The 12,572-nt window shown below is 62.5% G+C and carries 15 protein-coding genes; 8 read left to right on the forward strand and 7 right to left on the reverse strand.

Annotation, left to right across the window (positions count from 1 at the left end; translation table 11 throughout):
* Nucleotides 1-148 precede the first annotated feature (148 nt).
* Genes V6L75_RS09840 through cydX form a run of 3 tightly spaced genes read left to right on the forward strand, consistent with a single transcriptional unit; the run spans nt 149 to nt 3,017 of the window.
* Nucleotides 149-1,732: a cytochrome ubiquinol oxidase subunit I gene (locus tag V6L75_RS09840; RefSeq protein WP_334251339.1), complete on the forward strand. Its 1,584-nt coding sequence runs from the start codon at nt 149-151 to the stop codon at nt 1,730-1,732.
* A gap of 4 nt (nt 1,733-1,736) precedes the next feature.
* Complete coding sequence (gene cydB, locus V6L75_RS09845; protein WP_334251340.1) at nt 1,737-2,891, forward strand: cytochrome d ubiquinol oxidase subunit II; 1,155 nt, start codon at nt 1,737-1,739, stop codon at nt 2,889-2,891.
* A gap of 12 nt (nt 2,892-2,903) precedes the next feature.
* The gene (cydX, locus tag V6L75_RS09850; protein WP_334251341.1) at nt 2,904-3,017 is read left to right on the forward strand and encodes a cytochrome bd-I oxidase subunit CydX; all 114 of its coding nucleotides are present in this window, start codon (nt 2,904-2,906) and stop codon (nt 3,015-3,017) included.
* Nucleotides 3,018-3,117: 100 nt separating this feature from the next.
* On the opposite strand, the gene V6L75_RS09855 is transcribed toward cydX, so the two are convergent.
* Nucleotides 3,118-4,068: a LysR family transcriptional regulator gene (locus tag V6L75_RS09855; RefSeq protein WP_334251342.1), complete on the reverse strand. Its 951-nt coding sequence runs from the start codon at nt 4,066-4,068 to the stop codon at nt 3,118-3,120.
* Nucleotides 4,069-4,115: 47 nt separating this feature from the next.
* Here V6L75_RS09855 and V6L75_RS09860 point away from each other — a divergent pair, with 47 nt between their 5' ends.
* Nucleotides 4,116-4,439 carry a nuclear transport factor 2 family protein gene (locus V6L75_RS09860; RefSeq protein WP_334251343.1) on the forward strand — a complete coding sequence of 108 codons (324 nt, stop codon included), beginning with the start codon at nt 4,116-4,118 and terminating at the stop codon, nt 4,437-4,439.
* Nucleotides 4,436-5,215 (forward strand): SDR family oxidoreductase, encoded by a 780-nt coding sequence (locus tag V6L75_RS09865; RefSeq protein ID WP_334251344.1) that lies wholly within the window; start codon nt 4,436-4,438, stop codon nt 5,213-5,215. The genes V6L75_RS09860 and V6L75_RS09865 overlap by 4 nt, the downstream gene beginning before the upstream one ends.
* Nucleotides 5,216-5,238: 23 nt before the next feature.
* Here the strand turns inward: V6L75_RS09865 and V6L75_RS09870 are convergent, their stop codons facing one another.
* Nucleotides 5,239-5,706, reverse strand: coding sequence for a MarR family winged helix-turn-helix transcriptional regulator (locus tag V6L75_RS09870; protein WP_334251345.1), 468 nt, complete (start codon nt 5,704-5,706; stop codon nt 5,239-5,241).
* Nucleotides 5,707-5,847: 141 nt separating this feature from the next.
* Between V6L75_RS09870 and V6L75_RS09875 the strand changes: the two genes are divergently transcribed.
* Entirely contained in the window at nt 5,848-6,642 is a 795-nt protein-coding gene (locus V6L75_RS09875) for an alpha/beta fold hydrolase (protein WP_334251346.1), read from the forward strand.
* A gap of 103 nt (nt 6,643-6,745) precedes the next feature.
* Here the strand turns inward: V6L75_RS09875 and V6L75_RS09880 are convergent, their stop codons facing one another.
* A complete protein-coding gene (locus V6L75_RS09880) occupies nt 6,746-7,291 on the reverse strand; it encodes a peroxiredoxin (protein WP_334251347.1) in 546 nt (181 codons plus the stop codon).
* Nucleotides 7,292-7,548: 257 nt separating this feature from the next.
* On the opposite strand from V6L75_RS09880, the gene dusA reads away from it, so the two are divergent.
* Both dusA and V6L75_RS09890 read left to right on the forward strand, forming a co-directional pair.
* Nucleotides 7,549-8,640 carry a tRNA dihydrouridine(20/20a) synthase DusA gene (dusA, locus tag V6L75_RS09885; RefSeq protein ID WP_334251348.1) on the forward strand — a complete coding sequence of 364 codons (1,092 nt, stop codon included), beginning with the start codon at nt 7,549-7,551 and terminating at the stop codon, nt 8,638-8,640.
* 70 nt (nt 8,641-8,710) lie between these two features.
* Complete coding sequence (locus tag V6L75_RS09890; protein WP_425498747.1) at nt 8,711-9,532, forward strand: sulfite exporter TauE/SafE family protein; 822 nt, start codon at nt 8,711-8,713, stop codon at nt 9,530-9,532.
* A 21-nt stretch (nt 9,533-9,553) separates the two neighbouring features.
* On the opposite strand, the gene V6L75_RS09895 is transcribed toward V6L75_RS09890, so the two are convergent.
* Genes V6L75_RS09895 through cobS form a run of 4 tightly spaced genes read right to left on the reverse strand, consistent with a single transcriptional unit; the run spans nt 9,554 to nt 12,547 of the window.
* A complete protein-coding gene (locus V6L75_RS09895; RefSeq protein ID WP_334251350.1) occupies nt 9,554-10,258 on the reverse strand; it encodes a retropepsin-like aspartic protease family protein in 705 nt (234 codons plus the stop codon).
* A gap of 12 nt (nt 10,259-10,270) precedes the next feature.
* Nucleotides 10,271-10,513 (reverse strand): DUF1289 domain-containing protein, encoded by a 243-nt coding sequence (locus V6L75_RS09900; protein WP_334251351.1) that lies wholly within the window; start codon nt 10,511-10,513, stop codon nt 10,271-10,273.
* A 7-nt stretch (nt 10,514-10,520) separates the two neighbouring features.
* Nucleotides 10,521-11,690, reverse strand: a complete 1,170-nt coding sequence (locus V6L75_RS09905; RefSeq protein ID WP_334251352.1) for an alpha/beta hydrolase — start codon at nt 11,688-11,690, stop codon at nt 10,521-10,523.
* A 17-nt stretch (nt 11,691-11,707) separates the two neighbouring features.
* The gene (gene cobS, locus V6L75_RS09910) at nt 11,708-12,547 is read right to left on the reverse strand and encodes an adenosylcobinamide-GDP ribazoletransferase (protein ID WP_334251353.1); all 840 of its coding nucleotides are present in this window, start codon (nt 12,545-12,547) and stop codon (nt 11,708-11,710) included.
* Nucleotides 12,548-12,572: the final 25 nt, after the last annotated feature.

Here is a 12,572-nt window from a genome sequence, read left to right on the forward strand (position 1 = left end):
CCCAGTTGCCCCTGCGGGCAAGCGCCGCGGCAACTGTTGGTAACAAAACGTCCATCAACGTTATACTATAGTTCGTCAAATCCGAAACTATGTCGCCGGCGGAACGTGAGATGGGGCTCTCGCGCCAGTCCGGGACGGGAGACAAGCTATGGATATCGGGGTCGTAGAACTCTCGCGCCTGCAGTTTGCGATGACTGCGCTATATCACTTCCTCTTCGTGCCACTCACCCTCGGGCTCTCCATCATTTTGGCGGTCATGGAAACCGTCTATGTGATGACGGGCCGCGAGATCTGGAAGCGCATGGTCAAATTCTGGGGCACGCTGTTCGGCATCAACTTCGTGCTGGGTGTCTCTACAGGCCTCACCATGGAGTTCCAGTTCGGCATGAACTGGAGCTATTACAGCCAGTATGTGGGCGATGTCTTCGGCGCGCCGCTGGCCATCGAGGGGTTGATGGCCTTCTTCCTGGAGGCAACCTTCGTCGGCCTGTTCTTCTTCGGCTGGGACCGCATGACCCCGCGCGGCCATCTGGTGGCGACCTGGGCCATGGCGCTGGGCACCAACTTCTCCGCTCTGTGGATCCTCATCGCCAATGGCTGGATGCAGCATCCGGTGGGTGCGGTGTTCAACATCGACACGATGCGCATGGAAGTCGCAAGCTTCTATGAGGTGATCTTCAACCCGGTGGCACAGGCCAAGTTCGTGCACACGGTTTCGGCCGGCTATGTCACGGCAGCCCTCTTCGTGCTGGGCGTCTCGGCCTGGTACATGCTGAAAGGCCGCCATCTGGAGCTGGCACGCCGCTCCATCGCCGTTGCTGCCGCCTTTGGCTTTGCGTCCGCCCTCTCTGTTGTCGTACTGGGTGATGAAAGCGGCTATGAGGCCAACACGAACCAGAAGATGAAGCTGGCCGTGATGGAAGCCATGTGGGAAACCGAGCCCGCGCCTGCGTCCTTCAACATCATCGCCATTCCGGACATGGAAAAGCGCGAGAACAGCTTTGCCATCCACGTGCCTTACGTGATGGGGCTCATTGCCACACGCTCGCTGGACCAGGAAATGGCCGGCATCAAGGAGCTGGTGGAACAGTCGAAGGAGCGTATCCGCTCCGGCGCCATCGCCCTTGAAACCCTGCGCGAGATCCGCGGGGGAGACGATACGCCTGAAAAGCGCGCCCTGTTCCAGCAGCATGTGCAGGATCTGGGCTATGGCTATCTGCTTGAGCCCTACACGGACACGCTGACGCAGGCCACGGAAGCTCAGATCGATGCTGCTGCCTGGAACACGGTGCCCAATGTCTGGCCGATGTTCTATGCCTTCCGTATCATGGTTGCCTGCGGTTTCTTCTTCATCCTGCTGACGGCAGTGTTCTTTTATCTGACTTCGGCCGGCAAGCTGGAAAAGGTCCGCCAGAACAACCGCTGGCTGCTGCATGTGGCCGTATGGTCCATCCCGCTGCCCTGGCTTGCCTGCGAAATGGGCTGGTTCGTCGCCGAATATGGCCGCCAGCCCTGGATCATCGAAGGCATGCTGACCACGGCTGCCGGTGTCTCCAGCCTGTCGGTCACGGAAGTGCTGCTGACGCTGGCCGGTTTCGTGGCGCTTTACACCGTGCTTCTCGTGATCGAGGTGAAGCTGCTGCTGAAATACATCCGCAAGGGGCCCGAAGAGCCCTCCCTTCCCGAGACGGGCATGACCTCGCCCCGTCCCATCCAGATTGCTGCGGAGTAAGACCATGGTCCTTTATGAACTCATCGACTATTCCGTCCTGAAGCTCATCTGGTGGGGCCTGCTTGGCATCCTGCTGATCGGCTTTGCCGCAACGGACGGCTTCGACATGGGCGTCGGCACCCTGCTGCCCGTCGTTGGACGCACCGACATCGAGCGTCGCGTCGCCATCAACTCCATCGCTCCCACATGGGAAGGCAATCAGGTGTGGTTCGTGCTGGGTGGAGGGGCCATCTTCGCAGCTTGGCCACCGCTCTACGCCGTCAGCTTCTCCGGCTTCTATCTTGCCATGTTCGTGACGCTGGCGGCGATGATCCTGCGCCCTGTCGCCTTCAAGTACCGCTCCAAGAGCCCGGATCCGGTCTGGCGCAGCCGCTGGGACTGGGCGCTGTTCACGGGCAGTGCCGTGCCGGCGCTGGTCTTTGGCGTGGCCGTCGGCAACGCGCTGCAGGGCGTGCCTTTCAGCTTCGACAATGACCTGAGGATGACTTATTCCGGCTCCTTCTTCGGCCTGTTCTCGCCCTTCGCACTGCTCTGCGGCCTGCTCTCCGTCGCCATGCTTGTGATGCACGGCGGGGCCTGGCTTGGCCTCAAGGCGGATGGCGTGGTTGCACGGCGGGCGCGCTTCTATGGCACTATCGCTGCATTTGCTGTCATCGTGCTCTTTGCCCTTGGCGGCCTTGCCATCTCCTCCGGCTTTGTCGAAGGCTACCGCATCACCAGCGCCATTGATCCGCAGATGCATGCCAACCCGCTGGCCAAGGTGGTGGAACGGGCGCCCGGCGCCTGGATGGAGAATTACAGCCTCTATCCGTGGATGATCATTGCCCCCGTGCTCGGCTTTGCCGGGGCACTTGGCGCGCTCATCGGCCTCAACACCCGCTTCGAGGCGCTGACCTTCATCTCCTCGAAGCTCTCCGTCTTCGGCATCATCGCCACGGTGGGCGCGTCCATGTTCCCCTTCATCCTGCCCAGCTCGCTGCAGCCTGAGGCCGGGCTGACGGTATGGGACTCGTCCTCCAGTCACGCCACCCTGTTCAACATGCTCGTTGCGACCATCATCTTCCTGCCGCTGATCCTCATGTACACCGCCTATGTCTACCGGGTGCTGTGGGGCAAGGTGAGCGAGCAGAGCGTCGCCAACGATCATTCGGCTTACTGAAGGAGACCGTCCATGTGGTACTTCGCCTGGATCCTCGGCATGCCGCTGGCCTGCTGTCTCGCCATCCTCAACGCCATGTGGCTTGAAATGCGCGAGGACACTGAGAAGCAGCAGAAGGCAAACTGAGAAAGGGGGCAGCCCGTCCGGGCTGCCTCATGCCACGGCCACGGCCGTGGCATCTCCGTTCCGTGACCTGTGTCTTGGCAGGCCTGGAAAGTCCCGCCATTCATCCGGCGCGGCGCGCATATTCCCTGGCAAGATCGAGAAACGCCCGCACGCCAGCGGAAAGATTGCGGCGGCCGGGATAATAGAGGCACAGTCCCGGATAAGGCGGTGTCCAGTCCTCAAGGACCCGGACAAGGCGTCCCGCTTCGATATCAGCAAGCGCTTCCTGCTCCATCGTATAGCCCACACCGGTGCCTGCAATTGCTGCCGCCCTTACAAGGCTGGCCTCATCGAGGGTAATGGGGCCCGGCACATCAAGATGCAGCTGCTCGCCATCCTTTTCGAACCGCCAGCGGAACAGCGCGCCATCGGGCAGGCGGACGCGGATGCACCGGTGATTGAGCAGATCGGGCGGAACCATCGGACGGCCATGTTTTTCGAAATAGTCGGGGCTGCCCACCACCGCATGCCGCTGTGGCTTGCCCAGTGACACGGCGATCATGTCGCTCGGAACGAGCCCCGCAACCCTGACGCCCAGATCGAACCCGTCCCGGACAATATCGACCATCTTGCCTTCGGTGACGATATCGGCGTGCATGTCCGGATAGCGCCGCAGAAACTCCAGCACGAGCGGCGAAAGGATCGCGCGGGCTGCAAAGGGAGCAGCGTTGATGCGTATCGTTCCGGACGGGGTGTCGCGTTGCGCACGCACGCTATCCAAAGCCGTATGCAGATCCTGGAGCGCAGGCGAAATCTGCTGCACGAAAAGCCGGCCGGCCTCTGTCAGTGACACGCTGCGCGTGGTCCGGTTGAACAGCCGTACCCCCAGTCCTGCCTCCAGCTTGCTGACCGTGTGGCTGAGCGCCGTCGTCGACATGCCGAGTTCGATGGCGGCGGACCGGAATGTCCCCCGCCGTGCAATGGCGATGACTGCTTCCAGCTCTCTCAGGCTGGCGTGTTCCATTGTCCCGATCCGTTCATCATGGCATACAAGTTTATCCCGCTTATCCATACAATGCTTCAAGGCTAAAGTCGTGTCATCGGAAAAGGAGAAACACGATGGATATGCCCGTTATCGTGAAAGCGTTTTTTGACGCAGACAGCCGCAACGACGCGGAGGCGCTGTCGAATGCGTTTGCGGCAGACGCAGTCGTTCAGGACGAAGGCGCCGACCACAAAGGCAGGAGTGCCATTCGCAGCTGGTGGAGCGCAGCCAAGGCGGCATCCCAGTTTGTTGCCGTGCCCTTTGAAGCTACGTCAGGCGACGGAAAGGCTTTCGTCCGCGCCAAGGTGAGTGGTGATTTTCCCGGCAGTCCGCTCACCCTTTCTTACGCTTTCACCCTCCGGGATGGCGAAATTGCCGCGCTGGAGATCACGGCATGAGCGGCTTCCTTGATCTGCAGGGCAAGCGGGCCCTGGTCACAGCGGGAACCAAAGGGGCAGGGGCTGCGGTGGTAAGCCTGTTCCGGGAGCTCGGCGCACAGGTACTGACCACGGCCCGGTCGCGTCCGGCAAGCTTGCCGGAAGAGCTCTTCGTCGAAGCGGACCTGACGACCCTCGAGGGATCTCAAACTGTCGCAGAGGCTGCACGCCAGCGGCTCGGCGGTATCGATATCATTGTCCACATGCTGGGGGGCTCGTCAGCCCCCGGCGGCGGCTTTGCGGCACTGACGGAGGATCACTGGCAGCAGGAACTGTCGCTTAATCTTTTGCCTGCCGTCCGGCTGGACCGGCTGCTGGTCCCGGAAATGGCGGCACGGGGAAGCGGCGTGGTCGTGCATGTCACGTCCATCCAGAGAGTGATGCCGCTGCCAGAGGCCACCACCGGCTATGCCGCGGCCAAGGCGGCGCTGTCGGCCTACAGCAAGGCCCTCTCGAAGGAAGTTTCGCCCAAGGGCGTCCGGGTGGTCCGGGTGTCGCCGGGCTGGATTGAGACCGAAGCCTCGGTTCATCTGGCAGAGCGCCTTGCAAGGGAAGCGGGCACAGACCTTGAGGGCGGAAAGAAGATCATCATGGACGCGCTGGGCGGCATTCCGCTGGGCAGGCCGGCAAAGCCGGAGGAAGTTGCCAACCTGATCGCTTTCCTGGCCTCCAGCCGCGCCGCCTCGATCACCGGCAGCGAATACACCATCGACGGGGGAACCGTGCCGACGGTGTAACCGCCACTGCATGTAACCGCTGGTCAGGCGGGTGTGTCCCACCCGCCAAGCCGCGAATAGACGGCGTCGCGCAGATGACGGATGCCGCGGTTCAGTTCGGCGAGTTCCTGCGGTGTCTGGGCGGAAGCGGCAAGCAGGGTGTCGCCAAGGCAGCCAGCCTTGTGCTTCAAGGCCATACCTTCTTCCGTCAAGGCGATCACCACCTGGCGCTCGTTGCTCAGGTTCCGGGTTCTGCGCAGCAATCCGGAGGCTTCGAGGCGCTTCAGGACCGGGGTAAGCGTGCTGGATTCCAGGGCGAGGGCGCGGGCGATTGCACCTACTGTCTGCCCGTCTTCCCCCCACAGCACGTTAAGCACCAGATACTGCGGATACGTCAGGCCCAGCCCGTCGAGCAGGGGCTTGTAGGCGCGCTGTATGGCGATGCCGGCACTGTAGATTGCGTAGCACAACTGGTCGTGCAGGGGCGGTGGATCGTTGGGGCGTTCGGTCATTCTGGGCTCCTGTTTCCCTCTATATACCTCATGCATCGGCGAAAACAAATATCGCGATAATAAACTGCTTGACGCGGGGTACGGGCTTCGATAGTGAATATATCGCGATAAACATTATCGCAATTTAAGAAGGAGAGAGACATGACCAGCCAGATCAAGACCACCATCGCCGCGATTGCAGCGGCCGCCGCATTGTCTTCCACCCAGCCTGCAAACGCTGCTGACAACATTCCTCACGATCAGTCCGTCAAGAATGTCGTGCTCGTCCATGGCGCTTTCGCGGATGGCTCGGGCTGGAAGGGCGTCTACGACAACCTCACACAGCGCGGTTATCGTGTGACCATCGTCCAGAACCCGCTGACCTCTCTTCAGGACGATGTTGCGGCCACAAGGCGTGCACTTGCACGGCAGGATGGTCCTGTCATTCTCGTCGGGCACTCCTGGGGCGGGACTGTCATCACGGAAGCAGGCATTGACCCCAAGGTTGCAGGACTGGTCTATGTCTCCGCGTTGTCCCCGGATGCGGGCGAGACAACGGCTCAGCAATATGAGGGCTTTGCCCCTGCATCGGAATTCGTGCTGGACATCACGCCGGATGGATTTGGCTATGTCAGCCCGGAGAAGTTCAAGGCCGGCTTTGCGCATGATACGACTGATGCCGAGGCTGCCTTCATGCGGGACTCTCAGGTTCCGATCAACATGTCGGCATTCGGCACCAAGCTCGAGAATGCAGCCTGGCGCATGAAGCCCAGCTGGGCTGTGATCGCGACCGAAGACAAGGCGTTTGATCAGGCCATGCTGGTGCATATGGCCGAGCGCATCAATGCAAAGATCACCCGGGTGAAGGCGAGCCACGCGCTGTTCATGACGCAGCCTGAGGCCGTTTCTGACACCATCGATGAGGCCGCCAGGACCGTGTCAGCTGTCAGCAAATGATGGCCGCCGTGCGAGCGGGGCACATGCCGCAATCCTCAAACAACAAACCCCGGCACGAGGGATCGCGCCGGGGTTTGTCTTGTCCGTCAGCCGGAAAGCTCTATCAGGCAGCCTTGGTGGCTGCGTCCGCCTTCAGGGCTTCGAGGATGTTCTGCGGCGAGGAAACGCCATAGGGGTCGGTGGCGCAGTTGTCGGAGAAGCCTTCTTCCTCGAACCACTTCTCGACGCGGCCATTGTTCACAACAGCAGCATAGCGCCAGGAGCGCATGCCGAAGCCGACGTTGTCCTTGGCAACCAGCATGCCCATCTTGCGGGTGAACTCGCCCGAGCCATCCGGAATGACCTGAACGTTCTTGATGTCCTGAGCCTTGGCCCAGGCGTTCATCACGAAGGCATCATTGACCGAGATGCAGTAGATGGCATCGATGCCGAGCGCCTGAAACTCGCCGAACAGCTTCTCGAAATCCGGCAGCTGATAGGTGGAGCAGGTCGGCGTGAAGGCGCCGGGCAGGGAGAACAGCACGACGCGCTTACCGCCAAAATAGTCGGCCGTGGTCTTGTCTTCCCAACGGAACGGGTTCGGCCCGCCAACGCTTTCGTCACGCACGCGGGTGCGGAAGGTCACATCGGGAACGTTTCTGCCGAGCATGGGTCAACTCCTTGAAGTCATGAGTGTTTCCATCAGCGCAGGAAAGTGCGCCGGGAAAAGCGGGGCTTGCCGCCCCTTGAACTTGGGTGCCTGGACAGCCGGGAGGGGCCATCCGGAAAACCGCTACCTCAAATGCTGCAACGCCGCAACCCCATGCGGCAGTGCGGCGCAGGGGGCGCTTGCCAAATGATGCGGAAGGGCTGCCATGACGGCCCCCATTCTGGAATTTCTGCGGGAATGGGCGTATATGCGGCGCCATGACGATCAAGACACCCAATGCGGCCGGGGCAAATGCCTCTGATGCCTCCAGCGCAATCTACACACCGGGCGCGCCGGTCTTCTCCGTCGCCCCCATGATGGACTGGACGGACCGGCATTGCCGGATGTTTCACCGGCAGTTTTCGGCGCGGGCACTGCTCTATACGGAGATGGTGACGACCGGGGCGGTGATTCATGGCGACCGGGACAAGCTTTTAGGCTTTTCGGGCGCGGAGCATCCGGTGGCCTGCCAGCTGGGCGGATCGGAGCCGCAGGATCTGGCGGTGGCGGCGCGGATCGTCGAGGACTTCGGCTATGACGAGGTGAACCTCAATGTCGGCTGCCCGTCCGACCGGGTGCAGTCCGGCTCTTTCGGCGCATGCCTGATGCAGGAGCCGCAGCTGGTGGCCGATTGCGTGGCGGCGATGAAGGCGGTGGTGAAGATCCCTGTCACGGTGAAATGCCGCATCGGCGTTGATGATCAGGACCCGGAAGAGGCGCTGGATGCTTTGGCTGACCGGGTGCTGGCAGCGGGCGTTGATGCGCTCTGGGTGCATGCGCGCAAGGCCTGGCTCAAGGGCCTCAGCCCCAAGGAAAACCGCGATATTCCGCCGCTCGATTATGGCCGCGTGCGCCGCCTCAAGGCGCGGCTGCCGCAGCTTTTCATCGGCATCAACGGCGGCATTCCCTCGCTTGATGCCTGCGAGGCGCTTCTGGCGGAGGCTGACGGCTTGCCCGGTCTTGACGGGGTGATGCTGGGCCGCGCTGCCTATCACGATCCCGCGCTGATGGGAGCGGTAGACCGGCGGATCTATGGGCTGGAGACGGGCGACGTCAGCCCGCGTCAGGCCATCGAGGCCTATATTCCCTATATCGAGGACTGCCTGTCGCGGGGCATCCGCCTGTCGCACATTACCCGCCACATGCTGGGAGCCTTCACGGCGGTTCCGGGGGCGCGCCTCTTCCGCCGCATCCTCACGGTGGAGGGTGTCAAGGCCGGTGCGGGCATCGAAGTACTCACTTCTGCCCTTGCTGCCCTTGACGAGGCGCAGGAAAGGGCGGCAGATCGGATTGCGGACAGTGCTGCCTGATCAGGTGGCGCAGCCTGCGCCATAACTCCCGATCTGCCCGCCTGCGTCCCTTCAAGAGGCCCTCATGGATATGTCCCTTCTCACCGGCGAGACGCTGGGTCTCATCGCTGCGCTGATTGCCTCCGGCATCATTGCCGGGCTCATGGCCGGACTGTTCGGCATTGGCGGCGGGGCGGTCCTGGTGCCGGTGCTCTATCAGTTTCTCGCCATTCTGGGCGTGGATGAATCGGTGCGCATGCATGTGGCGGTAGCAACCTCGCTCGGCATCATCGTGCCCACGTCTTTGCGCTCGTTCTTTGCCCACAAGGCGCGTGGGGCGGTGGACATGGAGCTGCTGAAAAGCTGGCTCATCCCGCTGCCGCTCGGCGTTGTCGCAGCGTCTCTGGTGGCCGCACATGTGTCGGGGCAGGGGCTGAAGGGCATCTTTGCGGTGATTGCGGTGGCCGTCAGCCTGCGCATGTTCTTCAACCGGGACAGCTGGCGCCTTGGTAAAGATATCCCGGGCTTTCCCATCCGGCCCCTCTGCGGCGCGCTCATCGGCTTTTTTTCCACGCTCATGGGCATCGGCGGCGGGGTGATGAACAACACCTTCATGACGCTCTATGGCCGCCCGATCCATCAGGCCGTGGCAACATCGGCCGGCACGGGCGTGCTCATTTCCATTCCCGGCGTCATCGGCATGGTATGGGCGGGCTGGGGCGAGCCTTTGCTGCCGCAGTTTTCTCTGGGCTACGTCAACCTGCTGGGCGTTGCCGTCATCATGCCGCTTACCACCTTTGCCGCGCCTTTTGGCGTCAAGCTGGCGCACCGCATGCCCAAGCGCGCGCTGGAACTCGCCTTCGGCACCTTCCTGATGCTGGTCGCCATCCGCTTCGGCATTGGCCTGCTGTAAGGTCTGAGGCTGCGGCGCAGCTTACGGCTTCAGCAGCAGCCGTTCACCCTCCACCTGCCAGCCGGACAGGCGGGAGAGAGCGCTCATGCCGAGGAGACTGGTTTCCAGGCTGCCGGGGCGGGCGACAAAGCCGCGCACGTTGGACAGGGATATGCTGCCGATGCTGACCTGCGCCAGATTAACCGGCGCCACCATGGTGCGGCCATTGGCGGTAGACACGGGAACGGAATAGGACAGACTTTCCGGGTCGATGCCCGAGGCCTGTGCATCGCGTTCGGTCAGCACCACGGCCGAGGCGCCAGTATCGACGAGAAACCGGACCTTGTTGTCATTCACCAGCGCTTCCAGCTGAAAGTGGCCGGAGGCATCGCGCATTACGGCGACGGTGCCATCGGTCTGTGGCACGGTCATGCCCGGCGCCAGCGCGCCCAAAATGCGATAGCCGCCTGCCACCAGCTCTGTCCGGTAGGTGTAGCCGCCCACGAGCACGAGGCCGAGAAGGCCCCAGATCACCACAGCCCGCAGCACTTCGCCCGCGCGCGGCGCGCCAAAGACAAGGCTTGCCATCACCACAAAGCCGATAGCTGACAGGGCTACGATGCGCGGGGTTGCGGAGGTATCGGAAAAGGTCTCCTCAAGAGCCGGAAACTCGAAGAGATAGGTCAGCCCGGCTGCGATCATGACGAGCACAAGGACGGCCAGCGAAAGTCCATAGATCTGCCGCATGGAGGCTCCTGATCAAATGGCCGGAACAGCGTCAGAGCTGCAGAGCGTGCCGGGGGAGGCACTCATCCGCGCCCGCCTTGCGTCAAGCTGCATCATCACCTGGCGGCGGTGCTCAGGGGCAAATCCCGCCCAGCCGGCGATTTCTTCCAGCGTCCGGGCACAGCCCCTGCACAGCCCGCTCACCGGGTCCATGATGCAGACCTTCACACAAGGGCTTTCAATGCCCGCCATCGGTTCACCCTGTCTCTTGCGCATCCTTGGCCTAGCGGCCTCCCGTGACGATCTCAACCGGCGTTGTCACCAAAGTCACAGGCAATGTCACGGCGATGTTGACCGTGCCTGTCACAAAGCTGCCAAGTGTCCGGCCGGTGCTGGCCAGGGCGCCGCCGTCCCCATTAGGAACATCCAGCTTGTTCTGGCCCAGAACGGCGGACAATTGTGGCGCGATGGCGGCGAGGGCGGCAAACTTGGAGTGATTGATCGCATCCGGCCCCTTGAGATCGGTGAGATCGACGACAACCGCGCCGAGTTTGGCGAGCGCCGCGTCATCCTCATAGCCGCCCACACGAGCCTTGCCGCCTGCGATCAGCTGCGAGATGCCAAGTGCCCTGTCATCGCGGGACAGAAGCAGAATCAGCGGGCTTTTCAGCTTGCCGACGCGCTGCATCTGGTCCTTGAACACATCCATGTCGATGTCGGGCGCAGCCAGGACAACCTGATTGATGCGGCCCCGCTGGGCCGGTGTCATCTGCCGCATGGTTTCCATCAGCAGCCAGGTGCCCATGGAATGGGCGAGTATGTTGATTTGCGTCGCACCGCTGGCGGCAATGTCCTCGATCGTTGCCTGCAGCTCATCACGCGCAACCGTTGCGCTGTTGAGGTCATAGACATATTCGGTGATGTCCCCGCGCGAGGCCCAGGTGAACAGCACCGGCACGCCGGGGAAACCAGCATCATGCACCACCTGCGTGAAGCGGTAGAGCCCTTCGGCAAACAGCGTGTTGTAACCATGGATGAACAGCATCACGGACCGCTGTTTCGGCGGGCGTGAAGCCAGTTCCGCTTTCAGCTCCCGCCGGAAGGCCGCTGCATCCTGAAGATAGGCGGTGGACCGGGGCACCATTTCCCTTGCCGGATCTCCGGGAAGGACGGCAGGCCATTCGATCGCGCCGGAGACATGCGTGGGCGGTACGGAAATGACGGCCTGCGCAAAATCACGCCCTTCGCCGCGCTCCCCGTCAAACAGGGTGTTGGGCGTGCCGGTGCGGCTGCGCGTGGTGGCGATCAGGATCTTGTGGTCCTTGGCGCCGGGGGCGGGTTTATCCGTGGGCACCAGTGCCCCGGAGACAGGGCGGCTTGCGCAGGAGCACAGCAGAAGTCCCATAAGAGACATGCTGAAGCTGCGGCGTGACAGAAGCATCGGATTTTTCATCAGAAGGCTGTGTCCCTTCAAGTCCAGGCCAGAAGCCCGCCAAGAAAAACGGTCAGAGTGACCTGCTGAATGGCTCCTAACACGTCTCCTGTGACGCCGCCAATTGCTTTGAGTGCCAGTTTTGCTGTGAACATGGCACTATAAATTGCAAGAGCCAATCCAAGTATGACCCCGAAAACAGGTTGCACACTGAACAGGCAAAGAAAAACCGGCAGCGTAAACAATCCGCCTTTAAGGGCCGCGCCCGCTCCCGGCACGCCGAAGCGCGCGCCCAGCCCGTCCGGCCGGGCAGAGGGCTGAGCGGCCCACTGCCAGAGCATCAGCGTGCGGCTCAACATCTCCGCCGCAACCAGCACCAGCATGGCCGCAGGCGCGCCAGTGCGCTCCAGCAGGGCGGCGGTCAGCGTGATGCGCAAGGTCAGGAACAGGATCAGCGCCATGGCACCGAAGGCACCGATGCGGCTGTCCTTCATGATCTCCAGCCGCCGTTCCGGCGTGGCCCCACCGAAAAAGCCGTCGGCCACATCCGCCAGCCCGTCCTCATGCAGCGCGCCGGTCACGGCGGCTGCCGTCATCACAGCCAGTGCCGCAATCGCAAGAGCGGGCAGGGCCGTCAGGGAAAGCAGTCCCAGGACCAGCGCCGGAATGAGACCGGTCACGGCCCCTGCCAGCGGCATGGCCCTTCCGATTCTCCGGAAGTCTGGAACAGAAGCCGGGTCATCAAGGTTGTTCACCGCAGGCAGTGGCAGACGTGAAAAGAAGCGGATGCAGGCCGCCGTATCGGCGGCGAGTTGCCGCAGCCACCCGCTGCTCTCTGGCGTGCTATCAGGCTCCTGCGGCTGGCCCTGCGGTGTCATGCGCCCTCGCTCTCTGCCATGGCGG

Origin of the sequence: Pannonibacter anstelovis (genome assembly GCF_036881715.1) — a bacterium.
Classification (GTDB): Bacteria; Pseudomonadota; Alphaproteobacteria; order Rhizobiales; family Stappiaceae; genus Pannonibacter; species Pannonibacter anstelovis.